Origin of the sequence: Vibrio sp. HDW18, from assembly GCF_011306175.1 — a bacterium.
GTDB classification, from domain to species: Bacteria; Pseudomonadota; Gammaproteobacteria; order Enterobacterales; family Vibrionaceae; genus Vibrio; species Vibrio chanodichtyis.
Genome location: NZ_CP049913.1, coordinates 967578 through 994507, shown reverse-complemented (window position 1 = coordinate 994507; position 26930 = coordinate 967578). Strand labels below are relative to the sequence as shown.

Genomic DNA, 26930 nt, shown 5'->3' with positions numbered 1-26930 from the left:
ACCTCGCTCAGGCCTTTTATGCGCGCTTAATTTGGTGAAAATTTGTGCTAAATCACTTGTTGGTGATATTGCCGAATCGTAGTTTAAAATTTTCTGATAAACTTACAGCAATTTGTTGATTTTCCGTTCTAGGGTTTAAGCACAGTGACAATGACAGAAACCATGAATGTTGATTTATTGCTGGAGATGGAATCGGTGCACGTTAAGCCATTTAGCGAGCACGATAAAGTCATCCTGCGTTCTTATGAGGCGGTGGTCGATGGCATCGCGAGTCTGATTGGCCCATTTTGTGAAATCGTCCTGCATTCACTGGAGGATTTGAATACCTCGGCGATCAAAATTGCCAACGGTGAGAACACTGGCCGCCAAGTCGGTTCGCCGATCACTGATATGGCGTTAAAAATGTTGCGTGATATTGAAGGTTCGGAGCGCAATTTTTCGCGTTCTTATTTCACGCGCGCCAAAGGTGGCGTGTTGATGAAATCGATCACGGTTGCGATTCGTAACGGTGATAATCGCGTGATTGGTTTATTGTGCATTAACGTCAATCTCGATGCGCCTTTTTCACAAGTGTTGAAATCGTTTATGCCGACTCAAGAAGCCCAAGAAGCGGCATCGTCTGTCAATTTTGCTAGCGATGTCGAAGAGTTGGTGGATCAAACGGTCGAGCGGACTATAGAAGAAATTAATGCCGATAAATCGGTGTCGAACAATACCAAGAATCGCCAAATTGTGATGGCGCTGTTTGATAAAGGTATTTTTGATATTAAAGATGCGATTAACCGAGTTGCAGATCGGCTCAATATCTCCAAACATACGGTGTATCTGTATATTCGCCAGCGTAAAACTGAGGATGATGAGAAGTGAAACCGCTCACTTACACCTTAGTGGTCAACGGGCCACAATACGGTACTCAATCGGCACGTAACGCCTATCGATTCGCTCAAGCTCTGCTGGCGAAAGGGCATGTGTTAAAGAGCGTATTTTTTTACCAAGATGGGGTGTTGAATGGCTCGGCAACCCATGTGCCAGCGAACGATGAGTTTGATCTAGTGCAAGCCTGGCAAAGCCTTGCTGTTGATCATCAAGTGCAGTTGGAAACCTGTGTCGCTGCTGCGCTGCGTCGCGGGGTGGTGAGTGAGCAAGAAGCTTCGCAACACAGTTTAGCTAGCCATAACCTCGCCGCTCATTTCACTCAAGCAGGATTAGGTAGCTTGGCACAAGCTTTATTACAACAAGATCGAGTGGTGCAGTTTTGAATCATATCGCTTGGGTATTTCACACCGCCCCTCACGGCATTGCCGCAGGACGAGAAGGATTGGATGCTATTTTGGCGGCCTCTGCTTACAGTGAGCAGCAAGCCTTATTTTTCGTCGGTGAAGGGGTATTGCAGTTAGTTAAACATCAGCAACCGGACGCGATTTTAAGCCGCGACTATATTGCCGCGTTTAAGTTATTGGATTTGTACGACATTGAAACACGTTATGTGTGCGAGCAGAGCTTGCAGCGTTGGGGACTTAGCCCGCAAGATTTGCTGCTTGATGTGCAAGTAGTTGCGCCACAACAGTTGGCGTGTCTACTGCGTGGTTACCATCAACACCTGACTTTTTAAGGATCTGCAATGCTGCATATTATCAAGCACCTAGAAAAAATCCCCTTAGTCAGTGCGTACCTGTTACCGGGCGATGTTGTGATACTGACCGAAAACGCGGTTTACGCGGCGGCGCTGCAATCGCCTTATCGAGCCTATTTAATGCCTGAGATTCAATACTCAGCTCTGCGCGAGGATCTTGCAGCGCGTGGTTGGCAAACCAAAGTTGATGCTCATGTTGAGGTGATCACGATGAGTGATTGGGTTGATTTGACTGCAAGCCATGAAAAATCAATCACATGGTGATAACTTTATTATTTATGCTGCGCAGTTCAGTCTCACACTAGGTTGGACCGGAAAAAAGATCTGTATATTTCTTGACACCCCCCACACTACTGCATAGAATTTTGCGTCCCTATTTGTGCAATCTGTTTGTGCGGAAGGGATAGATTTTTCACAAGCTTACTTTAAGTCAATCAGGAGCTAGTTAATGGCAACTATTAACCAGTTGGTTCGTAAGCCACGTGCTAAGCAAGTTGTTAAAAGCAACGTGCCAGCACTAGCTGCGTGCCCACAAAAACGTGGTGTATGTACTCGTGTTTACACAACTACACCTAAAAAACCTAACTCAGCACTTCGTAAAGTATGTCGTGTACGTCTAACTAACGGTTTTGAAGTTACTTCATACATCGGTGGTGAAGGTCACAACCTACAAGAGCACAGTGTTGTACTGATCCGTGGTGGTCGTGTTAAAGACCTTCCAGGTGTTCGTTACCACACCGTTCGCGGCGCACTTGACTGTGCTGGCGTGAACGACCGTAAACAAGCTCGTTCTAAGTACGGTGTGAAGCGTCCTAAGTCTTAATGCCCCTCTTGTTACAAGAGAAGCTTTAAGTAAGGCCAAACACTAAAATTAAATTTTAATTTTGAAGAAACTGAAAAGTTTTGGATAACCTGAAGAATAAGACAACGGAGAATATTCCATGCCACGTCGTCGCGTCATTGGTCAGCGTAAGATCCTTCCAGATCCAAAGTTCAAATCTGAACTGCTGGCAAAATTCGTTAACATCCTTATGGTTGACGGTAAAAAATCTACTGCAGAGAAAATCGTTTACACTGCACTAGACACCATGGCTGAGAAGTCTGGTAAAGACCACTTAGCTGTATTTGAAGAAGCTCTTGAAAATGTTCGCCCAGCGGTAGAAGTTAAATCTCGCCGTGTAGGTGGTTCAACTTACCAAGTTCCAGTTGAAGTACGTCAAGTACGTCGTAATGCTCTGGCAATGCGTTGGTTGGTTGAAGCTGCGCGTAAGCGTGGTGAAAAATCTATGGCTGCTCGTCTGGCTGCTGAAATGCTGGATGCGTCAGAAAACAAAGGTTCTGCTGTTAAGAAACGTGAAGACGTTCACCGTATGGCAGAAGCGAACAAAGCGTTCGCTCATTACCGCTGGTAATACCTTCTGTGCTGCGAGGCTCTCTCGCAGCACATTTCTATTTTCTAAGGTTGACCTTAGTAAGAGGATACAATCGTGGCTCGTAAAACGCCTATTGAGCGCTACCGTAATATCGGTATTTGTGCTCACGTAGATGCAGGAAAAACAACCACTACTGAGCGTATTCTGTTCTACACTGGCCTCTCTCACAAAATTGGCGAAGTTCACGACGGCGCTGCGACTATGGACTGGATGGTCCAAGAGCAAGAGCGTGGTATTACCATTACCTCTGCCGCGACAACCACCTTCTGGCGTGGTATGGAAGCACAATTCCAAGAACATCGCATCAACATCATTGATACCCCTGGACACGTTGACTTTACGATCGAAGTAGAGCGTTCACTGCGTGTACTTGATGGTGCAGTGGTCGTATTCTGTGGCACATCTGGTGTTGAACCGCAGTCTGAAACCGTTTGGCGTCAAGCTGACAAATACGGCGTTCCACGCATGGTATTCGTCAACAAAATGGACCGTGCAGGTGCAGATTTCTTACGCGTAGTAGGCCAAATTAAACATCGTCTTGGTGCGAACCCAGTTCCAATCCAGCTTAACATTGGTGCAGAAGAAGAGTTCAAAGGTGTCATCGACCTTATCAAGATGAAAGCCATCAACTGGAATGAAGCCGATCAGGGCATGAGCTTCACTTATGAAGACATTCCGGCCGACATGCAAGAGCTTGCCCAAGAGTGGCGTAACCACCTTGTGGAAGCGGCTGCCGAAGCCAGTGAAGAGTTGATGGAAAAATACCTTGAAGATGGTGAACTCACTGAACTAGAGATCAAACAAGCTCTACGTCAGCGTACCATCAATAACGAAATTGTTCTTGCTACTTGTGGTAGTGCATTTAAGAACAAAGGCGTGCAAGCGGTACTGGATGCAGTGATTGAATATCTACCGTCACCGACCGATGTACCAGCGATCAAGGGTACTGATGATCGAGAAAATGCGGTTGAGCGTCACGCCGACGACAACGAACCATTTTCTTCACTCGCGTTTAAGATTGCTACCGATCCATTTGTTGGTTCACTGACCTTTATTCGCGTCTACTCTGGAGTGGTTAACTCGGGTGATGCGGTTTACAACTCAGTGAAGCAAAAGAAAGAGCGCTTTGGCCGTATCGTACAGATGCATGCTAATAAGCGTGATGAAATCAAAGAGATTCGTGCTGGCGACATTGCAGCCGCCATCGGCCTGAAAGATGTCACCACCGGTGATACTTTGTGTGATCCGAATCATATTGTGATTCTGGAGCGTATGGAGTTTCCAGAGCCTGTGATCCAAATCGCGGTCGAGCCTCGCTCGAAAGCGGATCAGGAGAAGATGGGTGTTGCGCTGGGTAAGCTCGCGGCAGAAGATCCCTCATTCCGAGTCGAAACTGATGGTGAAACCGGTCAGACACTGATTTCTGGTATGGGTGAACTTCACCTAGATATTATCGTCGATCGCATGAAACGTGAGTTTGGTGTGGATTGTAACGTCGGCAAACCTCAGGTGGCTTACCGTGAAACCATTCGTGGTAAATCGGAAGTGGAAGGCAAATTTGTTCGTCAGTCTGGTGGTCGTGGTCAATACGGTCACGTATGGCTGAAAATTGAACCTTCTGAGCCTGGTCAAGGTTTTGTCTTCGTTGACGCAATCGCGGGTGGGGTGATTCCTAAAGAATTTATCAACCCTGTTGCGAAAGGCATCGAGGAACAAATGAACAACGGTGTGTTAGCTGGCTATCCTGTTTTGGATGTTAAAGCGACCCTGTTTGATGGTTCATTCCACGATGTCGACTCCAGCGAAATGGCATTTAAAATCGCTGGTTCTATGGCATTCAAGAAAGGTACGCTTGAAGCGGATCCTGTTCTTCTTGAGCCGTTAATGAAAGTTGAAATCACCACGCCAGAAGATTGGATGGGTGATGTCGTTGGCGATCTAAACCGTCGTCGTGGCATCATCGAAGGTATGGATGACGGCCCTGCGGGACTGAAAATTATCCATGCTAAAGTACCACTTTCTGAAATGTTTGGTTATGCAACTGACCTGCGTTCTGCCACACAAGGCCGTGCTTCTTACTCTATGGAGTTTGCTGAGTACGCTGATGTGCCGAAAAATGTTGCCGATGCAATTATCGCAGAGCGTGGTTAACCGTTGTTTGGTTAATAACGAATCTATTGCGCTGATGTGAGTTGGCGCATAAAATAGCAATTTCTGGCGCGCCTTGGGTATGCTTACCCAAAGCGAATCATAACTAGGAAGGAACACGATCGTGTCTAAAGAAAAATTTGAACGTACGAAACCGCACGTAAACGTTGGTACTATCGGCCACGTTGACCACGGTAAAACAACTCTAACTGCAGCTATCTGTACTGTACTGTCTAAAGTATACGGCGGTAAAGCGCGTGACTTCGCGTCAATCGACAACGCACCAGAAGAGCGTGAGCGTGGTATTACTATCAATACTTCTCACGTAGAGTACGATACACCAAACCGTCACTACGCACACGTAGACTGTCCAGGACACGCGGATTATGTTAAGAACATGATCACTGGTGCTGCACAGATGGACGGTGGTATCCTAGTAGTAGCAGCGACAGATGGCCCAATGCCACAAACTCGTGAGCACATCCTGCTGGGTCGTCAAGTAGGTATCCCTTACATCATCGTATTCATGAACAAATGTGACATGGTTGATGACGAAGAGCTACTAGAGCTGGTTGAAATGGAAGTACGTGAGCTGTTGTCAGAGTACGATTTCCCAGGTGATGACCTGCCAGTAATCCAAGGTTCAGCACTGGGCGCGCTAAACGGCGAAGAGCAGTGGGAAGCGAAGATCATTGAACTGGCAGAAGCGCTGGACACTTACATTCCAGAGCCAGAGCGTGCAGTAGACATGGCATTCCTGATGCCAATCGAAGACGTATTCTCAATCCAAGGCCGTGGTACTGTAGTAACTGGTCGTATCGAGCGCGGCATCCTGAAAGTGGGTGACGAAGTTGCGATCGTAGGTATCAAAGACACAGTAACGACTACCTGTACTGGTGTAGAAATGTTCCGTAAGCTGCTTGACGAAGGTCGTGCAGGTGAGAACGTTGGTGCCCTGCTACGTGGTACTAAGCGTGACGACGTAGAGCGTGGACAAGTACTGGCGAAGCCAGGTTCAATCACTCCACACACTAAGTTCGAGTCAGAAGTATACGTACTGTCAAAAGATGAAGGTGGCCGTCATACTCCATTCTTCAAAGGTTACCGTCCACAGTTCTACTTCCGTACAACTGACGTAACAGGCAGCATCGAGCTACCAGAAGGCGTAGAAATGGTAATGCCAGGCGACAACATCCAAATGGTAGTTGACCTGATTGCACCAATCGCGATGGACGAAGGTCTACGCTTTGCGATCCGTGAAGGCGGTCGTACAGTAGGTGCTGGTGTTGTAGCGAAGATCATCGCTTAATTGCGTTAATCTTGCCGCGCAATGCTGCATCGAAAAAGGGGAGCTTCGGCTGCCCTTTTTCATTTTTTGCGGTAACCATTTTATCGTTCATCCCTCCCGAATTTACAGATTGCATCACACGATCAAAACCACACATCAATTCCCTTGCTAAAGCTGCTTTGTTTCTGTACTATTCCCGCTCCTTAATTCTCGGTCAATTATCATTAGTTCCTTGCTTCCTCTGGATGACCGGGCCAACTCTGGAAGCTGAATAATCCGTAAGGAGCAAATAATGCGTCATTACGAAATCGTATTCATGGTGCACCCAGATCAAAGCGAGCAAGTTGCTGGCATGATCGAACGTTACACTGGTTCAATCACTGAAGCGGGCGGTAAAATCCACCGTTTAGAAGATTGGGGTCGTCGTCAACTGGCTTACCCAATCAACAAACTGCACAAAGCTCACTACGTTCTGATGAACGTTGAAGCTGACCAAGCAGTGGTTGATGAACTAGAAACTGCTTTCCGTTTCAACGATGCAGTTCTACGTAACATGATCATGCGTACTAAAGCTGCTATCACTGAACCTTCAATCATGCTGAAAGCTCGTGAAGAGCGTGTAAAGCGTGACGAAGTGAAATTCGACGCAGACGTTGAGTAATGATTCGCTGACCAATCGAATCGAGTTAAGTGGCATTGTCGCAAAAGCTCCGGTTCGAAGCCAAAGCCCATCGGGTGTTAAACATTGCCATTTTTGGCTAGAGCATCGCTCTACGATGGTTGAAGCTAACCTCCCAAGACAAGTGTTTTGTCGCTTGGCGGTGGTGGTCAGTGAGGCAGGGTCAACAACATTAACTCAAAATTTAGTACAAGGCAGTAGCATTTTGGTAAGCGGTTTTTTAGCTTACCAAACCAGCCGAAATGGCGTAGGTAAATTAGTGCTGCATGCCGACAAAATTTCTCATATATAGATCAGGAGATAGCCCATGGCTCGTTTCTTCCGTCGTCGTAAATTCTGCCGTTTTACAGCAGAAGGCGTACAAGAGATTGATTACAAAGACGTAGCAACTCTCAAGAACTACATCACTGAAGCTGGTAAAATCGTTCCTAGCCGTATCACTGGCACAAGCGCTAAATATCAGCGTCAGCTAGCTCGTGCGATCAAACGTTCTCGCTACCTAGCTCTACTGCCATACACTGACAAACATCAGTAATCGGCACCGTTTATTAAGAAAGAGGATTAAGCAATGCAAGTTATTCTACTTGATAAAATCGGTAATCTAGGCAGCCTTGGCGATACTGTAAACGTTAAATCTGGTTACGCTCGTAACTTCCTTATCCCACAAGGTAAGGCAGTAATGGCAACTAAAGCTAACGTTGCAATGTTTGAAAGCCGTCGTGCAGAGTTAGAAGCAAAAGTTGCTGAGCAACTGACTGCTGCTCAAGCTCGTGCTGACCAAGTTAACGCTCTGGAAGCAGTGGTAATTGCTTCTAAAGCTGGTGACGAAGGTAAACTGTTCGGTTCTATCGGTACTCGTGATATCGCTGATGCAATCACTGCAGCTGGCGTTAAAGTATCTAAGAGCGAAGTTCGCCTGCCTGAAGGCGCTCTGCGCAATGTTGGCGAATTCGAAGTTAGCGTTCAACTTCACTCTGAAGTGTTTGCAACTGCGAAAGTTCAAGTTGTTGCTGAGTAATTTCAGTTATTGACGAATATGAAAACACCAGCTTCGGCTGGTGTTTTTTTTTGCTTAAAATTGGAAACGTAAATTAACCGAAAATACGCTGTCCTCTTTACTCAATCCCTCAGGTACGCGGTTGTGAAATTGGCGGGACTGGCGAATTTTCAATCCGATATTATCGGTGATTTTATTGGTGACACTCAGATCGCTATCGACGCTGGTGTTACTCCCTCCTGATACCATAGTTAATTCTGCCGCGAAGCATAAATTGGCTAACGCTTGCCATTCACTTTTCAAATTACCACGAAAAATCCCTTCATTGACTTGATCGGGGAACACAATATCGTTTTTATCAATCTCATCTTGGTTGGGTTTTTGGTAGCGAAAACCGGGGCCGACTTCTACCTCTAGTGTAAAATCTTCTGTATAAACAAATTGATAACCGAGACCTGCCGAGAGAGTATAGTCTTTGAAATAAGCACTATAACGCGAATCAGTGCCATAGAAGCTGGCGTATAAATAGGTTTTCGGACCCAGTTTATAGTCGCTTTGTAACGCGTAGGTGGATTGGTGCTTATTGGCTTTGCCATTTTTATCCAGCTTATAAAATTTCCATTCGCCATAGGTACGATGACGACCCGAGGTGTATTCGGACTTCATACGGGAAGTGAGTGATTGTGAATCGGTGTTGCCAGTGTGGGCTTGATAGCCAAATTCGACATGATGACTCCATGGGGAAGGCACTCTGATATCGCTGTTTGATTTTGCTGGCTCGGCGAGCGCAGGAAAGCAGAGTGCGAGACTCGTCCAAGTTAACCATCTGGGGAACACGATCACCTCTTCTACGTTTAGGGTGGTGGCATAGTAAAAATTCATGGTTGAGTTTGAGTCAACTCAAGGTCAATTCTGAACACTCGATACACAAACTTTCTTTGCCTTAATTACAAATCATGGATTCTCGTTATAATGACGGACATTCAAAAGTTACTTAAAGCGAAGTCATGGCAGATCCACGTACTGATAAACGAAACCGTAAAACTTCTGATGCACAAGTCGATGCTATCAAAGTTCCTCCCCATTCGTTAGAGGCAGAGCAATCCGTCATTGGTGGTTTGCTGTTGGATAATGAGCGTTGGGATACGGTCTCTGAGCATGTGGTGACGCAGGATTTCTATAGTCGGCCACATCGTCTGATTTTTGATGGGGTGAAATCGATTCTCGAGGCAAGCAAGCCGCTGGATTTAATCACACTATCGGAATACCTAGAGCAACGCGAGCAATTAGAAGATGTCGGCGGTTTTGCTTATCTCGCCGATTTAGCCAAAAATACCCCAAGCGCTGCCAACATTAATGCTTACGCCGAGATTGTCGCTCAGCGTGCGCTGGTGCGCAATCTGATTGGGGTTGCTAATGAAATTGCCGATGCGGGTTACGATCCACAGGGACGTAACGCCGAAGATCTCCTCGATCTAGCCGAAAGTAAAGTGTTTGCGATTGCTGAAGCGCGCACCAGTGAAAATGAAGGCCCGAAAAATGTCGATAGCATTTTAGAGCGCACCTTAGAGCGGATTGAGTTGCTGTATAAAATGCCACAGGATGGTGTGACTGGGGTGAATACCGGTTTTACCGATCTGAATAAGAAAACCGCTGGTTTACAAGGCTCGGATCTGATCATTGTTGCCGCGCGTCCTTCAATGGGTAAAACCACCTTTGCGATGAACTTATGTGAAAACGCCGCGATGGAGCAAGATAAGCCAGTGCTGATCTTTTCGCTGGAGATGCCAGCGGAGCAGATCATGATGCGGATGTTGGCCTCACTGTCGCGTGTCGATCAAACCAAAATTCGTACCGGTCAGCTCGATGATGAAGATTGGGCCCGTATCTCATCGACCATGGGCATTCTCATGGAGAAGAAGAATATGTACATTGACGACAGTTCTGGTTTGACCCCCACTGAAGTGCGCTCACGTGCGCGCCGTGTTGCTCGTGAACATGGTGGTTTATCGCTGATCATGGTCGACTATTTACAATTAATGCGAGTCCCTGCGTTAACCGATAACCGGACACTGGAAATTGCCGAAATTTCTCGCTCGCTGAAGGCATTAGCGAAAGAATTGAATGTACCTGTGGTGGCACTCTCGCAGCTCAACCGTTCTTTGGAGCAACGGGCCGATAAACGTCCAGTTAACTCAGATTTACGTGAATCAGGTTCGATTGAGCAGGATGCCGATTTGATCATGTTTATCTATCGTGATGAGGTTTACCATCCTGATAGCCCATTAAAAGGCACTGCAGAAATCATTCTCGGTAAGCAGCGTAATGGCCCGATAGGCTCGGTGCGCCTTACTTTCCAAGGACAATATTCTCGCTTCGACAACTATGCTGGACCTGCATTTGACGATGAATAATTCAATGAACTACATGAAGGCGGCCACGGCCTATATCAATCTTGATGCGTTGCTGCACAATTTACAGCGTGTTAAGCAACAAGCCCCAACCAGTAAAATTATGGCGGTGGTTAAAGCCAATGGTTATGGTCATGGCTTGCGCCAGATTGCGCGATTTGCCTTAGGGGCCGATGCGTTTGGGGTTGCTCGGATTGAAGAGGCATTACAACTGCGCGCCAGTGGCGTGGTCAAACCCATCTTGCTACTGGAGGGTTTTTATTCATCTGGTGATTTACCCGTATTGGTTACTAACAATATTCAAACCGTGGTGCATTGCGAAGAGCAGCTACAAGCCTTGGAGCAAGCTCAGCTCGAAACACCGGTGATGGTGTGGCTAAAGATTGATAGTGGCATGCATCGTTTAGGGGTTCGTCCTGAGCAATATGCGGATTTTGTCGCTCGTTTGCATCAGTGCCAGAACGTCGCTAAGCCCTTACACTATATGAGCCATTTCGGTTGTGCGGATGAGTTAGATCAATCGACCACGGCCGATCAAATTGAGCTGTTTTTAGCGCTTACCAATGGTTTCCGTGGCGAGCGATCACTGGCGGCCTCAGCTGGATTGCTTGCTTGGCCACAAAGTCAACTGGAATGGGTGAGACCGGGGATCATCATGTACGGAGTGTCGCCTTTTGCTGAAAAGAGCGCAGCCGAGCTCGGTTATCAGCCAGTGATGACCTTAAAGTCACATTTGATTGCTGTTCGTGATGTCAAAGCGGGTGAAAAAGTTGGCTATGGTGGGATTTGGACCTGTCAGCATGATACCAAAATCGGAGTGATTGCGATTGGTTATGGTGATGGTTATCCACGTACCGCGCCCAATGGTACGCCGGTGGTGGTTAATGGTCGCCGAGTACCGCTTGCTGGGCGAGTGTCGATGGATATGTTAACCGTTGATTTAGGTGCGGATGCTACCGATTGTGTTGGCGATGAAGCGATACTATGGGGCAATGAGCTGCCAGTTGAAGAAGTGGCGGCACATATTGGCACCCTGGGTTATGAGTTGGTGACCAAGCTGACTTCGCGGGTAGAAATGTCTTATTTTGGTGCTGGCAGTTAGTGGCCATTTTCAGCTTAGCGAGCTAGCCGAGTGAATGCTTACCGACGGTGACTGAGTGTCTGTGAGTAAAGCGTATTGGCAAGGTATCCGTTTAAGGGTAAGGTGAGCGACGCACAGCACCAGATAAAAATGAGCCATGGTCAGTGGTTACGTGACCTATCGCAAAGTGGGTGGCGATCACTTCACTCATAATCAGGCTCAAAAATAAATGCGCTATGATTCCTAAACGAAAAACGCATTTTTAACCTATTCTTTTTTTGCTTAAATCGGAGATTCCAGCGGTAGAGTGCAACCTGCCGTTCGATGGAATAAAACCACAGAAACATCGGGATAGATGCCATGTTGAAAAATATCAATCCAACGCAAACTCAAGCTTGGAAAGCGCTGACCGCGCATTTTGAATCCGCTCAGGATATGGACCTCAAAGCACTTTTTGCGCAAGACAGTGAGCGTTTTGCCAAATATTCAGCCTGCTTTGGCAACGATATTCTGGTCGACTATTCGAAAAACCTTGTCAATGCGGAAACCATGCAACACCTGTTTGCATTGGCCAAGCAAACCGATCTGCAGTCAGCCATTACCGCGATGTTTAAAGGTGAAGCGATCAACCAAACTGAAGATCGTGCGGTATTGCACACGGCACTGCGTAATCGCAGCAACTCTCCGGTGCTGGTGAACGGTGAAGATGTGATGCCAGCCGTTAATGCGGTGTTGGCTAAGATGAAAGCGTTCTCTGAGCGTGTGATTGGTGGCGATTGGAAAGGCTTTACCGGTAAAGCGATCACTGATGTGGTGAATATCGGTATCGGTGGTTCAGATTTAGGGCCTTACATGGTGACTGAGGCACTGGTGCCTTATAAGAATCATTTGACCATGCATTTTGTGTCTAACGTTGATGGCACACACATGGCGGAAACCCTGAAAAAAGTCGATCCAGAAACCACGCTATTTTTGGTCGCGTCAAAAACGTTTACCACTCAAGAAACTATGACCAATGCGCACACCGCGCGTGACTGGTTCTTGCAAGCGGCGGGCGATCAAGCCCACGTGGCAAAACACTTTGCGGCCCTGTCGACCAATGGTAAAGCGGTGGCTGAATTTGGCATCGATACTGACAATATGTTCGAATTCTGGGATTGGGTTGGTGGCCGTTACTCACTATGGTCAGCGATTGGTTTATCGATCGTGCTATCGATTGGTTACGATAATTTCATTGAGTTGCTGACTGGCGCTCATGAGATCGATCAGCATTTTGTGAATACTCCATTCGAAAGTAACATCCCGGTTATTCTGGCCTTGATCGGCATTTGGTATAACAACTTCCACGGTGCCGAGTCAGAAGCGATTCTGCCTTACGATCAATATCTGCACCGTTTTGCTGCCTACTTCCAACAAGGCAACATGGAATCAAATGGTAAATACGTTGACCGTGATGGCAATCCAGTGACATACCAAACAGGTCCAATCATTTGGGGTGAGCCAGGTACTAATGGCCAGCACGCTTTCTACCAACTGATCCATCAAGGTACTAAGCTAATCCCATGTGATTTCATCGCACCAGCACTAAGCCATAATCCGGTGAGTGATCACCACCAAAAACTGATGTCCAATTTCTTTGCGCAAACTGAAGCGCTGGCATTTGGTAAGTCAGCACAAGCGGTACAAGCAGAACTGGAAAACAGCGGTAAATCGGCGGCTGAAATTGCGGGCTTGGTTCTGTTCAAAGTGTTTGAAGGCAACCGTCCAACTAACTCGATTCTGGTTAAACAGATCACGCCTCGCACTTTAGGTAATCTGATTGCGATGTACGAACACAAAATATTCGTACAAGGGGTGATCTTGAATATCTTCAGTTTTGATCAATGGGGTGTTGAGCTGGGTAAACAGTTGGCAAACCAGATCCTGCCAGAGCTGACCGACAATACTGCCGTCGCTTCTCATGACAGTTCTACCAACGGATTGATTAATGCGTTTAAAGCGTTTCGTGCTTAAGATCGCGAATTAAATATTGATTAATGTTAAGGCCTTAGTTCGTGACTAAGGCCTTTTTATTGGAAGTCGCGATCGTTATCTGGTGCGTACTACGTACTAAGTAATTGCTATGTTCGATAGGCTATTTTGAGTCATCCGTTCATGTTTGAATTATTCGAAACAGATCTCAATAAACGCATTACCCCAAGGTGAAGAAAAGGGCATCAGAATGATTGAACCCTCGCATTGATGGCAGATGGTATGGCCTCGGCCTGAAACCACCACCGGTGTTGCCATATCAAACTCAAAGCCGCTTTCAGCTAAAATTCGCTTGGCTCCACCCGTTACCATATTGGTGATTTCACCCACCATATCGGTCACCTCTTCATTGATACCATTCGGCCGTTCACCGAGCATATTGTGCATAATTTCCAGTGCCAGGCTTTCATCAAAGGTGATCGACATCGATCCACGGGTAGTTGGACCGATCATGCCGATCAGGCCCGAGACATCACCACGAGCAATTTCATCTTTCTTGATCCGTGGTTTTTGTGGCTTCAACTCAAGAGAGGCCATTGTTTTTAGCACGTTCATTAAAGATGCTAAAAACGGGTTTACAAATTCAGCGCGCATAACTTTCTTCTACTGTGACTGATTTTCTTTTGAGAGACAGTTTTGACAAACGCCATGTGATTCGATGACATGGTTGCTTATCTTAAAACCGTGTTTCTCTGCATTATTCGCTAGCAAGGCGACTAGAGTATCATCACGAGACTCAATCACGTTACCACACTGGTCACAAATCAATAGATGTGAAAAATGCTTATGGGCGTTACATGAACCGCAAGAAATAAAGCTATTGGTGGACTCTACTCGGTGAATAAATCCCTGGGCGAGCAAAAAATCCAATGCCCGATATACCGTTGGTGGTTTAGCTTGTGGCTCACTTTTCTTGAGATCTTCCAGTAGCTCATAGGCGCTGGATGAGCGTTTGCTGGCACAGATCAATTCAAACACGGTTTTCCGCTGTGTAGTCAAACGAACGCCTCTTGCGGCACATATTTCTTCAATTTGTTTGGTTAGCTTGTGCTCCAAAACCATCACCATTACTGTTATGCGTTAGTCATTATGTACTCGATCGAGACGAAGCATGTTGAGCGGAAAAATAGCGGTTATACAAAATAAAGCGCTCAATCAACTCATCTTGTTGAATAGGCGTAAATTACCCTATCTGGATAAAAAACGATACTGTAATCCCAGATTGATGGCGGTAAAGACAGTGTTGCTTATCGCCGATCTGGCAGTGAATGATGCAGGGCTGATTGTTTGAACAAGGCTTGGCACTTAGCCTAAGATACGATTAAAATGCCGGACTTTGATTTTTTGCCACCGTGCGGTGGTTATTTCTGACCGAAATGGGGACGTTCACCTATGACTCACTCATGCAGGCTATCAGTTGCTCCGATGCTTGATTGGACCGACCGCCACTGCCGTTATTTCCATCGTTTGCTCTCTGCGCAAACCTTGCTGTACACCGAAATGGTGACGACGGGGGCGATCATTCATGGCCGTGGCGATTTTTTGGTGTATAACCAAGAAGAACATCCGGTAGCGTTGCAGTTTGGTGGCTCGAATCCACAAGATTTGGCGCAGTGTGCCAAGCTTGCTCAACAGCGTGGTTATGATGAAATTAACCTTAATGTCGGTTGTCCGTCTGATCGAGTGCAAAATGGTCGCTTTGGTGCCTGTTTGATGGCTGATCCGGATTTAGTTGCGGAATGTGTCGCTGCGATGCGTGCGGTGGTGGATATTCCAGTCACCGTCAAAACTCGAATCGGCATTGATGAGCAAGACTCGTATGAGTTTTTAACCCAATTTATTGCGACGGTGGCTGAAAAAGGTGGCTGTGAGCAGTTTACCATTCACGCGCGCAAAGCGTGGTTAAGTGGTTTAAGCCCTAAAGAGAACCGCGAAATTCCACCATTGGATTATTCGAGAGCGTATCAAATCAAACGTGATTTCCCACATTTGACGATTGCGGTCAATGGTGGAGTAAAAACCTTAGCGGAAGCACAGCAGCATCTGCAGTATTTAGATGGCGTTATGATCGGCCGTGAGGCGTATCAAAATCCGTATATTTTAGCGGAAGTGGATCAGCAGATTTTTGGCCTGGATACGCCAGTCAAAAAACGCTCACAAGTGATCCATGAAATGATGCCTTATATTGAGCAACAATTATCCCAAGGTACTCATCTTGGCCATATGACGCGTCATATGTTAGGGCTGTTTCAAAATATGCCGGGTGCTCGTCAGTGGCGACGTCATATCAGTGAGAATGCTCATAAGCCCGGGGCTGGATTAGAGGTCGTTGAGCAAGCGTTGGCGAAAATCCCATACCAAGAATTGGGCGTATAAAACCGATTGATGGCAAACGATGTTGTTTTTTCGGCAGCTCTTTGGTTTGTGTTACCATCGCCAACCTTAACGATCTTTTAGCTTGATTATCTTTAACTGAAACATAACGGAGCATCGCTCATGAACCACACTGCATCGGTAGCGCTTGTCACTGGATTGATGATTGCGCCCATTTCGGCCTTTGCTGCTGAGTCCTTCTATAAGACTTCAGTAGGCGCAGAGATGTGGCTAACCAGTACAAAAATTGATGATATTCGCCGTGATGATGCGAACGCGCCAAGTCTGCAGATTGCGTTTGAGCATGGTTTTCCTTACTGGCCGAATGTCAGTTTACGTTATACCAACTTGGAGGCTGATTTCGTTGCTTTCGATAAGTTGGATTACACATTTTACTATCGAGTGTTAAATCGCGAGCAGATGAAGTTTGATGCGGGTATTGCGCTCAGCCAATATATCAACAGCGATTATCGCGCGCAGGATGATCATCGTTACGATTTCGATCAAGTAAGCTTTAATTGGTACGCTAATGCGCAAATCGCGATTCCGCGCACGCCACTCGCGGTGATTGGTCAATTTGATTTTGGTAATAATAGTGATCTTAAATCCGCTGATGTGATGGCTGGATTACAGTACCAAGTGCCGATTGCGGCTGGCGATTTAGCCTTCAAAGCCGGCTATCGTGTGGTTGACCTTGAGTTTGCTGAATTAGCCAAATCATCGGCCAATATGTCACAATCGTTGGTGTTTGTTGATGGTTGGTTCCTCGGTGCGCAATTCAGTTTCTAATCAACACTAGAATGATTTGCCCGCCAATCTATAGTAAATGAGCCTTTCAACGGCTCATTTTTGCTGTTTACTCTTCTTTATTTTCAACCCTTACTGCGATTTTTTAAGCCAAAAAGTTATAAAGCATTCATATCGATTCTTTCTTGTTATTAAAAACAGTGATTACTCTGTTGTCATATAATCAACAAGGAAGTGGTGACAATGACAATGTCGGTAGCTAATCTCTCTCCATACCTTAAAGGGCTCGCGAGTCCGTTAAATGATTCACAACTCAATCAACTCCAACAAAGCGTGACCCAACTGAACTCTCAGCAATTAGCGTGGGTAAGCGGTTATTTGTGGGGATTGAGCCAATCCAATCCGCTTGATACGCGACCAATTTCTGCTGCGCCGACGACTCCGGTTGCAGTAGCGGCTAAGCTGACGATCATCTTTGCTTCGCAGACGGGGAACGCAAAAGGCGTTGCTCAAGCGCTGTTGAAACAGGCGCAAGCTGCAGGTATCCAAGCTGAGTTATTTGACGCGGACGATTACAAAGGCAAAGACTTAGCCAAGGAAACCCATGTGATTGTTGTCGCCTCAACCAATGGGGAAGGCGAAGCGCCGGATAATGCACTAGCATTGCATGAGTTTCTCAAATCGAAAAAAGCGCCCAAGCTGGCTAATCTTAAATACGCTGTATTAGGACTGGGTGATTCGAGTTATCAGTTTTTTTGCCAAACCGGTAAAGATTTTGATCAGTTTTTAGCAAAACTGGGTGCACAACGTTTGGTTGCGCGCTTGGATGCGGATGTGGATTATCAGGCCGTGGCGACACAGTGGTGTACTCAAGTTCTTGCTGTTTTGCAGCAAGAAGGCGCTGCTGTGCCCGCCGAGCGATCTGGTGCTGCCACGAGCCAAGTAACCACGCATGATTACACCAAACAACATCCTTATCCGGCCAGTTTGTTGATCAGCCAAAAAATTACTGGCCGTGACTCAGGCAAAGATGTTCGCCACATCGAAATTGATTTGGCCGATTCTGGCATCACTTATCAACCGGGAGATGCGTTAGGCGTGTGGTATGAGAACCGCCCCCAACTGGTGCATGCACTGCTTGATAGCGTAGGGTTGTCTGGCCATGAACCCGTACAAGTGGACGGCGAAACGATGTCACTCCACTTAGCATTGACTCAGCATTATGAAATTACCGCTGCCAATCCGCAGTTGGTGGCGCAATATGCCGAGTTGGCGCAGAGTCCAAAGCTTCAATCTTTAACTCAAAATAAAGAGGCGCTGCGTGAATACGCGACTCGCACACAAGTGATTGATGTGTTGCGCGAAGAAAAAGTCACACTTTCTGCTACTCAGCTTCTCTCACTGCTGCGTCGTTTAACCCCACGGCTTTATTCGATTGCCTCTAGCCAAAGTGAAGTGGGTGAAGAAGTGCATCTCACCGTTGGGGTGGTTGAGTATGAGCATGGGGGAGAGCAACGCTTGGGTGGTGCATCCAGCTTCTTGGCTCATCAATTAGAAGAGGGCGCTCCGGTTAAAGTCTTTGTTGAGCACAATACCAACTTCAAATTGCCGAGTGATGATAATGCGCCGCTGATCATGGTTGGCCCAGGAACCGGAATTGCCCCTTTCCGTAGCTTCATCCAAGAGCGCGAAAACCGTGGCGCAGCAGGGAAAAACTGGTTGCTGTTTGGTGACCGCACCTTTACCCAAGATTTCCTCTACCAAGTCGAGTGGCAAAAGTACCTGAAGTCTGGCGTGTTAAATCGCTTAGATGTGGCTTTTAGTCGCGACCAGCACGAAAAGGTGTATGTGCAGCATCGCTTATTAGAACAAGCCGAGCTGGTATGGCAATGGTTACAAGAAGGCGCTTACTTCTACGTGTGTGGTGATGCATCACGCATGGCGAAAGATGTCCACCAAACGCTGATCATTATTGTTGAGCAACAAGGTGGCTTGAATCGTGAGCAAGCGGAAGAGTATGTGAGTGAACTGCGTAAAGCAAAACGTTATCAAAGGGATGTCTACTAATGAGCGCAAATCAAAACCCATCAGTACAAGAGGTGCTTGGCGAAGTGCTCGGCCCATGGTCGGATAATGAACGTCTAAAACGAGAAAGTCATTTCCTACGCGGGACGATCGAGCAAGATCTGCAAGATCGCATTACGGGCGGCTTTAGCGCGGACAACTTCCAGCTCATCCGCTTTCATGGCATGTATCAGCAAGATGATCGTGATATCCGTGCTGAGCGCAGCAAGCAAAAACTTGAGCCTTTGCACAATGTCATGCTCCGTGCGCGTATGCCGGGGGGATTATCACTCCTCACCAGTGGCTCGCGATCGATAAGTTTGCAACTGAACATACTCTGTACGGCAGTATTCGTTTAACCACACGACAAACGTTTCAGTTTCACGGTGTGCTTAAGCCGAATATCAAACTGATGCATCAAACCTTAAACCGCATTGGTATCGATTCGATTGCGACCGCAGGGGATGTCAATCGTAACGTGTTGTGTACCTCTAACCCCGTGGAATCTGAACTGCATCTGCAGGCCTACGAGTGGGCAAAAAAGATCAGTGAACACCTACTACCGAAAACACGCGCTTATGCCGAAATTTGGTTGGATGGCGAAAAAGTTGAAGGGCCGGATGAGGAGCCGATCTTAGGTGCAAATTATCTACCGCGTAAGTTTAAAACCACTGTTGTGATACCACCACACAATGATGTGGATGTGCACGCCAATGACCTGAATTTTGTGGCGATTGGTGAACAGGGTCAGTTGGTGGGCTTTAACGTGTTGGTGGGTGGTGGCCTTGCCATGACGCACGGCGATACTTCAACCTATCCTCGTCGTGCCGATGACTTTGGTTTTATTCCTCTGGAGAAAACTTTGGAGGTTGCGGCAGCGGTGGTGAGTACGCAACGCGATTGGGGTAACCGTTCTAACCGTAAGAATGCCAAAACTAAGTACACCTTAGATCGTGTTGGGGTTGAGGTATTTAAAGCCGAAGTTGAAAAACGCGCGGGAATTGCGTTTGCGCCAAGCCGGGCTTATGAGTTTACCAGCCGTGGCGATCGGATTGGTTGGGTTGAAGGCATCGATGGCAAACATCATTTAACCCTGTTTATTGAAAATGGTCGCTTATTGGATTTTCCGGGTAAGCCACTGAAAACGGGTGTCGCTGAAATTGCTAAGGTGCATCAAGGCGATTTCCGGATGACGGCTAACCAAAACCTGATTGTGGCTGGTGTGCCAGCGGATCAGAAAAAGCACATTGAGCAGCTAGCCCGATCTCATGGCTTGATTGATGATGGGGTAAGTGAGCAGCGCATCAACTCAATGGCGTGTGTGGCCTTCCCAACCTGCCCACTCGCGATGGCGGAAGCCGAGCGTTTTCTCCCTTCTTTTGTCACCGAAGTGGAAGGGATTTTGGCAAAACATGCGTTACCCAAAGAAGAGAACATCATTTTGCGTGTCACGGGCTGTTCGAATGGCTGTGGTCGTGCCATGTTGGCGGAAATTGGCCTAGTCGGTAAAGCGCCGGGTCGCTACAACCTGCATTTAGGCGGCAATCGAAATGGAACGCGCATTCCTAAGATGTATAAAGAGAACATTACCGACACGCAAATCCTTCAAGAAATTGATGAGTTGGTGGGACGCTGGGCTAGCGAGCGTCTGGAAGGAGAAGGATTTGGTGATTTCACCATCCGAGCAGGCATTATTGAAGAGGTAATCATCTCGAAGAGGGATTTCTATGCCTAACCATACCGTTCCAACACTAGAAGAGTTACTAACGTTAAATAAGGTGCAGCAAACGCTGCGCCTAACGCAAATCAATCAGCATCTCGAATCCCTCACTGCGCAACAGCGAGTCGTGTGGGCTCTAGAAAATCTGCAAGGCAATCATGCACTGTCATCGAGCTTTGGTATCCAAGCCGCAGTGATGCTTCATCTAGTGACTTCAGTGAAAAGTGACATTCCCGCTGTTTTAACCGATACCGGTTATCTGTTCCCCGAAACCTATCAGTTTATTGATGAGCTGACTGAGCGCCTCAATCTGAACCTAAAAGTTTACTCCGCGCCTGTATCAGCAGCTTGGCAAGAAGCTCGCTACGGAAAACTGTGGGAAAAAGGTGTTGAAGGAATCGAGCGCTACAACCAAATCAATAAAGTAGAGCCGATGCGTAGAGCGTTGGATGAACTGAACATCGGCACGTGGTTCTCAGGTTTACGCCGTGAGCAGTCACAATCACGAGCAAGCTTACCGATTTTATCGGTGCAAAATGGCGTGTTTAAATTCTTGCCGGTGATCGATTGGAGCAACAAAGAGGTGCACTATTATCTCAAGGATAACGATCTGCCTTACCATCCACTTTGGGAACAAGGCTATCTTTCGGTTGGCGATATACACACTACACAGAAATGGCAACCGGGGATGAGTGAAGAGCAAACTCGCTTCTTTGGTTTAAAGCGTGAATGTGGCTTACATGAAGACAGCCACGATTCAAACCTACAATAAGAGATCAGATTAAGGTCGCTAATCAATTCAGAAAGACAGCGGGGAGGTAAATCTACATTTTATCTCTCAGAAAAGCCCATGTTTGTGGATAACCTGTGTTTAATCTATGAGTAAAGTGGGATAAATAAGCCTTTGCGCGTAAGTTAAGCGCTTGAGCGTTATTTTTGTATTTTTTCTCAAAAAACACTTGCCAGTGTGAAGTTGATCTCTATAATGCGACCTCACTGACACGGCAGACGCCGCAAGGCTTTCGGGCCAGTCAGTTAGGCAAAACGCTTCGATGCAAAAAGATGAAAAAAGTGTTTGACACTGACCATTATCTCGCTAGAATGCACAGCCTCTTCGGTAAGAAAGCCGAAGCAAAACGCTCTTTAACAATATAAACCAATCAATCTGTGTGGGCACTCGTTGATGATAATCTCAAAAAGATTAATCAATGAACTGAGTGACCAAATCAAGTTGGTCAGCAGCCTTGAGCTGTTTTGTTTCACTTTTTTAAAAGTGAAAGCCAACAAGAGCACAGTCAATTCATTATCGTTCTGTTGGAACGATAATAGCTTTGAATTACTAAGGTAATTTAAAGTCAGTATTCATTGAGCCGAAGCGAAAGCTTCAAAAAACTTTTAATTGAAGAGTTTGATCATGGCTCAGATTGAACGCTGGCGGCAGGCCTAACACATGCAAGTCGAGCGGCAGCACAGAGGAACTTGTTCCTTGGGTGGCGAGCGGCGGACGGGTGAGTAATGCCTGGGAAATTGCCCTGATGTGGGGGATAACCATTGGAAACGATGGCTAATACCGCATGATGTTGTTTTCTATAAACGAAGATAACCAAAGAGGGGGACCGTAAGGCCTCTCGCGTCAGGATATGCCCAGGTGGGATTAGCTAGTTGGTGAGGTAATGGCTCACCAAGGCGACGATCCCTAGCTGGTCTGAGAGGATGATCAGCCACACTGGAACTGAGACACGGTCCAGACTCCTACGGGAGGCAGCAGTGGGGAATATTGCACAATGGGCGCAAGCCTGATGCAGCCATGCCGCGTGTATGAAGAAGGCCTTCGGGTTGTAAAGTACTTTCAGTCGTGAGGAAGGTTGTAGCGTTAATAGCGTTATGATTTGACGTTAGCGACAGAAGAAGCACCGGCTAACTCCGTGCCAGCAGCCGCGGTAATACGGAGGGTGCGAGCGTTAATCGGAATTACTGGGCGTAAAGCGCATGCAGGTGGTTTGTTAAGTCAGATGTGAAAGCCCTGGGCTCAACCTAGGAGTTGCATTTGAAACTGACAAGCTAGAGTACTGTAGAGGGGGGTAGAATTTCAGGTGTAGCGGTGAAATGCGTAGAGATCTGAAGGAATACCGGTGGCGAAGGCGGCCCCCTGGACAGATACTGACACTCAGATGCGAAAGCGTGGGGAGCAAACAGGATTAGATACCCTGGTAGTCCACGCCGTAAACGATGTCTACTTGGAGGTTGTGGCCTTGAGCCGTGGCTTTCGGAGCTAACGCGTTAAGTAGACCGCCTGGGGAGTACGGTCGCAAGATTAAAACTCAAATGAATTGACGGGGGCCCGCACAAGCGGTGGAGCATGTGGTTTAATTCGATGCAACGCGAAGAACCTTACCTACTCTTGACATCCAGAGAATCTAGCGGAGACGCTGGAGTGCCTTCGGGAACTCTGAGACAGGTGCTGCATGGCTGTCGTCAGCTCGTGTTGTGAAATGTTGGGTTAAGTCCCGCAACGAGCGCAACCCTTATCCTTGTTTGCCAGCACGTAATGGTGGGAACTCCAGGGAGACTGCCGGTGATAAACCGGAGGAAGGTGGGGACGACGTCAAGTCATCATGGCCCTTACGAGTAGGGCTACACACGTGCTACAATGGCGTATACAGAGGGCAGCGATACCGCGAGGTGGAGCGAATCTCAGAAAGTACGTCGTAGTCCGGATTGGAGTCTGCAACTCGACTCCATGAAGTCGGAATCGCTAGTAATCGCAAATCAGAATGTTGCGGTGAATACGTTCCCGGGCCTTGTACACACCGCCCGTCACACCATGGGAGTGGGCTGCAAAAGAAGCAGGTAGTTTAACCTTCGGGAGGACGCTTGCCACTTTGTGGTTCATGACTGGGGTGAAGTCGTAACAAGGTAGCGCTAGGGGAACCTGGCGCTGGATCACCTCCTTACACGATGATTATCGTGATGAGTGTCCACACAGATTGATATGGTTTAGATTTGAGCATTAAGTGGGGCTATAGCTCAGCTGGGAGAGCGCTTGCATGGCATGCAAGAGGTCTGCGGTTCGATCCCGCATAGCTCCACCATCTTTAAGCGTTTTCGCTGAGAATGTTTAAAAATGGTTCTTGATGAATCTTGCTCTTTAACAATTTGGAAAGCTGACAAAACAACAAATTCGTTTGTTGTTTGTAAAGTTCTCAATGTTTATCGAAAGATAAACACCAACAACACATTCAAGTGTGCTTGGTATCGAATAAGGCTAAGGTCTTGTTCAAAATTTGAGTCCGGCAAAATCTGTCTCGCACTCATGTAAATAAACGCGAGACAACTTAGGTTGTTTAAACAACAACCCGAAACTCCTTCGGGTTGTATGGTTAAGTGACTAAGCGTACACGGTGGATGCCTGGGCAGTCAGAGGCGATGAAGGACGTACTAACTTGCGATAAGCGCAGATGAGGCAGTAAGAGCCGTTTGAGTCTGCGATTTCCGAATGGGGAAACCCAGCTGCATAAGCAGTTATCACTAGATGAATTCATAGTTTAGTGAGGCAAACCGGGGGAACTGAAACATCTAAGTACCCCGAGGAGAAGAAATCAACCGAGATTCCGGTAGTAGCGGCGAGCGAACCTGGATTAGCCCTTAAGCACTCGTTGAAGTAGGTGAACAAGCTGGAAAGCTTGGCGAAACAGGGTGATAGCCCCGTAACCGACGCTTCATCGAGCGTGAAATCGAGTAGGGCGGGACACGTGATATCCTGTCTGAATATGGGGGGACCATCCTCCAAGGCTAAATACTCCTGACTGACCGATAGTGAACCAGTACCGTGAGGGAAAGGCGAAAAGAACCCCTGTGAGGGGAGTGAAATAGAACCTGAAACCGTGTACGTACAAGCAGTAGGAGCACCTTCGTGGTGTGACTGCGTACCTTTTGTATAATGGGTCAGCGACTTATATTCAGTGGCAAGGTTAACCGTATAGGGGAGCCGTAGCGAAAGCGAGTCTTAACTGGGCGTTCAGTCTCTGGATATAGACCCGAAACCGGGTGATCTAGCCATGGGCAGGTTGAAGGTTGAGTAACATCAACTGGAGGACCGAACCGACTAATGTTGAAAAATTAGCGGATGACTTGTGGCTAGGGGTGAAAGGCCAATCAAACTCGGAGATAGCTGGTTCTCCCCGAAAGCTATTTAGGTAGCGCCTCGGACGAATACTACTGGGGGTAGAGCACTGTTAAGGCTAGGGGGTCATCCCGACTTACCAACCCTTTGCAAACTCCGAATACCAGTAAGTACTATCCGGGAGACACACGGCGGGTGCTAACGTCCGTCGTGGAGAGGGAAACAACCCAGACCGCCAGCTAAGGTCCCAAAGTATTGCTAAGTGGGAAACGATGTGGGAAGGCTCAGACAGCTAGGATGTTGGCTTAGAAGCAGCCATCATTTAAAGAAAGCGTAATAGCTCACTAGTCGAGTCGGCCTGCGCGGAAGATGTAACGGGGCTAAGCAATACACCGAAGCTGCGGCAATATCTTTTAGATATTGGGTAGGGGAGCGTTCTGTAAGCCGTTGAAGGTGAACTGTAAGGTTTGCTGGAGGTATCAGAAGTGCGAATGCTGACATGAGTAACGACAAAGGGGGTGAAAAACCTCCTCGCCGGAAGACCAAGGGTTCCTGTCCAACGTTAATCGGGGCAGGGTGAGTCGACCCCTAAGGTGAGGCCGAAAGGCGTAATCGATGGGAAACGGGTTAATATTCCCGTACTTCTGACTATTGCGATGGGGGGACGGAGAAGGCTAGGTGGGCCAGGCGACGGTTGTCCTGGTTCAAGTGCGTAGGCTTAAGAGTTAGGCAAATCCGGCTCTTTGTAAGGCTGAGACACGACGTCGAGCTGCTACGGCAGTGAAGTCATTGATGCCCTGCTTCCAGGAAAAGCCTCTAAGCTTCAGATAGTCAGAAATCGTACCCCAAACCGACACAGGTGGTCGGGTAGAGAATACCAAGGCGCTTGAGAGAACTCGGGTGAAGGAACTAGGCAAAATGGTACCGTAACTTCGGGAGAAGGTACGCTCTTGATGGTGAAGTCCCTAGCGGATGGAGCTGACGAGAGTCGCAGATACCAGGTGGCTGCAACTGTTTATTAAAAACACAGCACTGTGCAAAATCGCAAGATGACGTATACGGTGTGACGCCTGCCCGGTGCCGGAAGGTTAATTGATGGGGTTAGCGCAAGCGAAGCTCTTGATCGAAGCCCCGGTAAACGGCGGCCGTAACTATAACGGTCCTAAGGTAGCGAAATTCCTTGTCGGGTAAGTTCCGACCTGCACGAATGGCGTAATGATGGCCACGCTGTCTCCACCCGAGACTCAGTGAAATTGAAATCGCTGTGAAGATGCAGTGTACCCGCGGCTAGACGGAAAGACCCCGTGAACCTTTACTACAGCTTGGCACTGAACATTGAACCTACATGTGTAGGATAGGTGGGAGGCTATGAATCGATGACGCTAGTTGTCGTGGAGCCGTCCTTGAAATACCACCCTTGTATGTTTGATGTTCTAACTTAGGCCCCTTATCGGGGTTGAGGACAGTGCCTGGTGGGTAGTTTGACTGGGGCGGTCTCCTCCCAAAGAGTAACGGAGGAGCACGAAGGTGGGCTAATCACGGTTGGACATCGTGAGGTTAGTGCAATGGCATAAGCCCGCTTAACTGCGAGAATGACGGTTCGAGCAGGTGCGAAAGCAGGTCATAGTGATCCGGTGGTTCTGAATGGAAGGGCCATCGCTCAACGGATAAAAGGTACTCCGGGGATAACAGGCTGATACCGCCCAAGAGTTCATATCGACGGCGGTGTTTGGCACCTCGATGTCGGCTCATCACATCCTGGGGCTGAAGTCGGTCCCAAGGGTATGGCTGTTCGCCATTTAAAGTGGTACGCGAGCTGGGTTTAGAACGTCGTGAGACAGTTCGGTCCCTATCTGCCGTGGGCGTTGGAAGATTGAAGGGGGCTGCTCCTAGTACGAGAGGACCGGAGTGGACGAACCTCTGGTGTTCGGGTTGTGTCGCCAGACGCATTGCCCGGTAGCTAAGTTCGGAATTGATAACCGCTGAAAGCATCTAAGCGGGAAGCGAGCCCTGAGATGAGTCTTCCCTGACAGTTTAACTGTCCTAAAGGGTTGTTCGAGACTAGAACGTTGATAGGCAGGGTGTGTAAGCGTTGTGAGGCGTTGAGCTAACCTGTACTAATTGCCCGTGAGGCTTAACCATACAACACCCAAGGGGTTTTGTAGTGGACTCAAAGCTAAGCGCATAAGAATGTGTTGAGAG

The 26930-nt window shown here is 47.5% G+C and carries 22 protein-coding genes, 1 tRNA gene, 2 rRNA genes and 1 pseudogene; 23 read left to right on the top strand and 3 right to left on the bottom strand.

Annotation, left to right across the window (positions count from 1 at the left end; genetic code table 11):
- Positions 1-150 precede the first annotated feature (150 nt).
- The 12 genes from G7083_RS04715 (at position 151) to rplI (ending at position 8199) form a co-directional block, all read left to right on the top strand.
- Positions 151-867 carry a transcriptional regulator gene (locus tag G7083_RS04715; RefSeq protein ID WP_206212118.1) on the top strand — a complete coding sequence of 239 codons (717 nt, stop codon included), beginning with the start codon at positions 151-153 and terminating at the stop codon, positions 865-867.
- Positions 864-1259, top strand: a complete 396-nt coding sequence (tusD, locus tag G7083_RS04710) for a sulfurtransferase complex subunit TusD (RefSeq protein WP_166013791.1) — start codon at positions 864-866, stop codon at positions 1257-1259. Before G7083_RS04715 ends, tusD begins: the two co-directional genes overlap by 4 nt.
- Positions 1256-1612, top strand: coding sequence for a sulfurtransferase complex subunit TusC (gene tusC / locus G7083_RS04705; RefSeq protein ID WP_166013790.1), 357 nt, complete (start codon positions 1256-1258; stop codon positions 1610-1612). Before tusD ends, tusC begins: the two co-directional genes overlap by 4 nt.
- 9 nt (positions 1613-1621) lie before the next feature.
- On the top strand, positions 1622-1897 hold the full coding sequence (tusB, locus tag G7083_RS04700) for a sulfurtransferase complex subunit TusB (RefSeq protein WP_166013789.1): 276 nt from the start codon (positions 1622-1624) through the stop codon (positions 1895-1897).
- A gap of 184 nt (positions 1898-2081) precedes the next feature.
- Complete coding sequence (gene rpsL / locus G7083_RS04695) at positions 2082-2456, top strand: 30S ribosomal protein S12 (protein ID WP_000201237.1); 375 nt, start codon at positions 2082-2084, stop codon at positions 2454-2456.
- A gap of 118 nt (positions 2457-2574) precedes the next feature.
- Positions 2575-3045 (top strand): 30S ribosomal protein S7, encoded by a 471-nt coding sequence (gene rpsG, locus G7083_RS04690; RefSeq protein WP_166013788.1) that lies wholly within the window; start codon positions 2575-2577, stop codon positions 3043-3045.
- Between the two features lie 75 nt (positions 3046-3120).
- Positions 3121-5217: an elongation factor G gene (gene fusA, locus G7083_RS04685; RefSeq protein ID WP_166013787.1), complete on the top strand. Its 2097-nt coding sequence runs from the start codon at positions 3121-3123 to the stop codon at positions 5215-5217.
- Between the two features lie 121 nt (positions 5218-5338).
- Entirely contained in the window at positions 5339-6523 is a 1185-nt protein-coding gene (gene tuf, locus G7083_RS04680; RefSeq protein WP_166013786.1) for an elongation factor Tu, read from the top strand.
- 271 nt (positions 6524-6794) lie between these two features.
- On the top strand, positions 6795-7163 hold the full coding sequence (rpsF, locus tag G7083_RS04675) for a 30S ribosomal protein S6 (RefSeq protein ID WP_001216670.1): 369 nt from the start codon (positions 6795-6797) through the stop codon (positions 7161-7163).
- Between the two features lie 7 nt (positions 7164-7170).
- Positions 7171-7473: a primosomal replication protein N gene (gene priB, locus G7083_RS04670; protein ID WP_166014989.1), complete on the top strand. Its 303-nt coding sequence runs from the start codon at positions 7171-7173 to the stop codon at positions 7471-7473.
- Between the two features lie 15 nt (positions 7474-7488).
- The gene (rpsR, locus tag G7083_RS04665; RefSeq protein ID WP_000090472.1) at positions 7489-7716 is read left to right on the top strand and encodes a 30S ribosomal protein S18; all 228 of its coding nucleotides are present in this window, start codon (positions 7489-7491) and stop codon (positions 7714-7716) included.
- 33 nt (positions 7717-7749) lie between these two features.
- Positions 7750-8199, top strand: a complete 450-nt coding sequence (gene rplI, locus G7083_RS04660) for a 50S ribosomal protein L9 (protein ID WP_166013785.1) — start codon at positions 7750-7752, stop codon at positions 8197-8199.
- A gap of 54 nt (positions 8200-8253) precedes the next feature.
- Here the strand turns inward: rplI and G7083_RS04655 are convergent, their stop codons facing one another.
- Positions 8254-9060, bottom strand: coding sequence for a DUF481 domain-containing protein (locus G7083_RS04655; RefSeq protein ID WP_166013784.1), 807 nt, complete (start codon positions 9058-9060; stop codon positions 8254-8256).
- Positions 9061-9185: 125 nt separating this feature from the next.
- Between G7083_RS04655 and G7083_RS04650 the strand changes: the two genes are divergently transcribed.
- The 3 genes from G7083_RS04650 to pgi all read left to right on the top strand — a co-directional run bounded on the left by G7083_RS04650 (position 9186) and on the right by pgi (position 13683).
- Complete coding sequence (locus G7083_RS04650; protein WP_166013783.1) at positions 9186-10592, top strand: replicative DNA helicase; 1407 nt, start codon at positions 9186-9188, stop codon at positions 10590-10592.
- A gap of 13 nt (positions 10593-10605) precedes the next feature.
- Entirely contained in the window at positions 10606-11691 is a 1086-nt protein-coding gene (gene alr, locus G7083_RS04645; RefSeq protein WP_166014988.1) for an alanine racemase, read from the top strand.
- A gap of 339 nt (positions 11692-12030) precedes the next feature.
- A complete protein-coding gene (gene pgi, locus G7083_RS04640) occupies positions 12031-13683 on the top strand; it encodes a glucose-6-phosphate isomerase (RefSeq protein WP_166013782.1) in 1653 nt (550 codons plus the stop codon).
- A 150-nt stretch (positions 13684-13833) separates the two neighbouring features.
- On the opposite strand, the gene G7083_RS04635 is transcribed toward pgi, so the two are convergent.
- On the bottom strand, positions 13834-14295 hold the full coding sequence (locus tag G7083_RS04635; RefSeq protein ID WP_166013781.1) for a chemotaxis protein CheX: 462 nt from the start codon (positions 14293-14295) through the stop codon (positions 13834-13836).
- Positions 14296-14304: 9 nt separating this feature from the next.
- A complete protein-coding gene (zur, locus tag G7083_RS04630; protein WP_166013780.1) occupies positions 14305-14769 on the bottom strand; it encodes a zinc uptake transcriptional repressor Zur in 465 nt (154 codons plus the stop codon).
- Positions 14770-15093: 324 nt separating this feature from the next.
- Here zur and dusA point away from each other — a divergent pair, with 324 nt between their 5' ends.
- The 8 genes and pseudogenes from dusA to G7083_RS04585 all read left to right on the top strand — a co-directional run bounded on the left by dusA (position 15094) and on the right by G7083_RS04585 (position 26870).
- On the top strand, positions 15094-16077 hold the full coding sequence (gene dusA, locus G7083_RS04625; protein ID WP_166013779.1) for a tRNA dihydrouridine(20/20a) synthase DusA: 984 nt from the start codon (positions 15094-15096) through the stop codon (positions 16075-16077).
- Between the two features lie 120 nt (positions 16078-16197).
- Positions 16198-16863 (top strand): TIGR04219 family outer membrane beta-barrel protein, encoded by a 666-nt coding sequence (locus G7083_RS04620; protein ID WP_166013778.1) that lies wholly within the window; start codon positions 16198-16200, stop codon positions 16861-16863.
- A gap of 207 nt (positions 16864-17070) precedes the next feature.
- Positions 17071-18888, top strand: coding sequence for an assimilatory sulfite reductase (NADPH) flavoprotein subunit (locus G7083_RS04615; protein ID WP_166014987.1), 1818 nt, complete (start codon positions 17071-17073; stop codon positions 18886-18888).
- Positions 18888-20620, top strand: a pseudogene (gene cysI / locus G7083_RS04610) (assimilatory sulfite reductase (NADPH) hemoprotein subunit). The gene G7083_RS04615 and the pseudogene cysI overlap by 1 nt, the downstream one beginning before the upstream one ends.
- Entirely contained in the window at positions 20613-21377 is a 765-nt protein-coding gene (locus G7083_RS04605; protein WP_166013777.1) for a phosphoadenylyl-sulfate reductase, read from the top strand. The pseudogene cysI and the gene G7083_RS04605 overlap by 8 nt, the downstream one beginning before the upstream one ends.
- A gap of 624 nt (positions 21378-22001) precedes the next feature.
- Positions 22002-23559: ribosomal RNA gene (locus G7083_RS04595) — 16S ribosomal RNA — on the top strand.
- 62 nt (positions 23560-23621) lie between these two features.
- Positions 23622-23697 (top strand) — tRNA-Ala (locus G7083_RS04590).
- Between the two features lie 286 nt (positions 23698-23983).
- Positions 23984-26870, top strand: a 23S ribosomal RNA gene (locus G7083_RS04585).
- Together the 16S and 23S rRNA genes with 1 tRNA gene alongside form the textbook arrangement of a ribosomal RNA operon.
- Positions 26871-26930 lie beyond the last annotated feature (60 nt).

What these genes read in the sequence shown, in the direction of transcription:
- rpsG (WP_166013788.1), top strand. Translation starts at nt 2,575, where the DNA reads ATGCCACGTCGTCGCGTCATTGGTCAGCGTAAGATCCTTCCAGATCCA.
- G7083_RS04615 (WP_166014987.1), top strand. Translation starts at nt 17,071, where the DNA reads ATGTCGGTAGCTAATCTCTCTCCATACCTTAAAGGGCTCGCGAGTCCG.
- pgi (WP_166013782.1), top strand. Translation starts at nt 12,031, where the DNA reads ATGTTGAAAAATATCAATCCAACGCAAACTCAAGCTTGGAAAGCGCTG.
- G7083_RS04620 (WP_166013778.1), top strand. Translation starts at nt 16,198, where the DNA reads ATGAACCACACTGCATCGGTAGCGCTTGTCACTGGATTGATGATTGCG.
- G7083_RS04715 (WP_206212118.1), top strand. Translation starts at nt 151, where the DNA reads ATGACAGAAACCATGAATGTTGATTTATTGCTGGAGATGGAATCGGTG.
- dusA (WP_166013779.1), top strand. Translation starts at nt 15,094, where the DNA reads ATGACTCACTCATGCAGGCTATCAGTTGCTCCGATGCTTGATTGGACC.
- G7083_RS04605 (WP_166013777.1), top strand. Translation starts at nt 20,613, where the DNA reads ATGCCTAACCATACCGTTCCAACACTAGAAGAGTTACTAACGTTAAAT.
- rplI (WP_166013785.1), top strand. Translation starts at nt 7,750, where the DNA reads ATGCAAGTTATTCTACTTGATAAAATCGGTAATCTAGGCAGCCTTGGC.
- alr (WP_166014988.1), top strand. Translation starts at nt 10,606, where the DNA reads ATGAAGGCGGCCACGGCCTATATCAATCTTGATGCGTTGCTGCACAAT.
- tusB (WP_166013789.1), top strand. Translation starts at nt 1,622, where the DNA reads ATGCTGCATATTATCAAGCACCTAGAAAAAATCCCCTTAGTCAGTGCG.
- G7083_RS04635 (WP_166013781.1), bottom strand. Translation starts at nt 14,295, where the DNA reads ATGCGCGCTGAATTTGTAAACCCGTTTTTAGCATCTTTAATGAACGTG.
- G7083_RS04650 (WP_166013783.1), top strand. Translation starts at nt 9,186, where the DNA reads ATGGCAGATCCACGTACTGATAAACGAAACCGTAAAACTTCTGATGCA.
- rpsR (WP_000090472.1), top strand. Translation starts at nt 7,489, where the DNA reads ATGGCTCGTTTCTTCCGTCGTCGTAAATTCTGCCGTTTTACAGCAGAA.
- rpsF (WP_001216670.1), top strand. Translation starts at nt 6,795, where the DNA reads ATGCGTCATTACGAAATCGTATTCATGGTGCACCCAGATCAAAGCGAG.
- rpsL (WP_000201237.1), top strand. Translation starts at nt 2,082, where the DNA reads ATGGCAACTATTAACCAGTTGGTTCGTAAGCCACGTGCTAAGCAAGTT.
- G7083_RS04655 (WP_166013784.1), bottom strand. Translation starts at nt 9,060, where the DNA reads ATGAATTTTTACTATGCCACCACCCTAAACGTAGAAGAGGTGATCGTG.
- zur (WP_166013780.1), bottom strand. Translation starts at nt 14,769, where the DNA reads ATGGTGATGGTTTTGGAGCACAAGCTAACCAAACAAATTGAAGAAATA.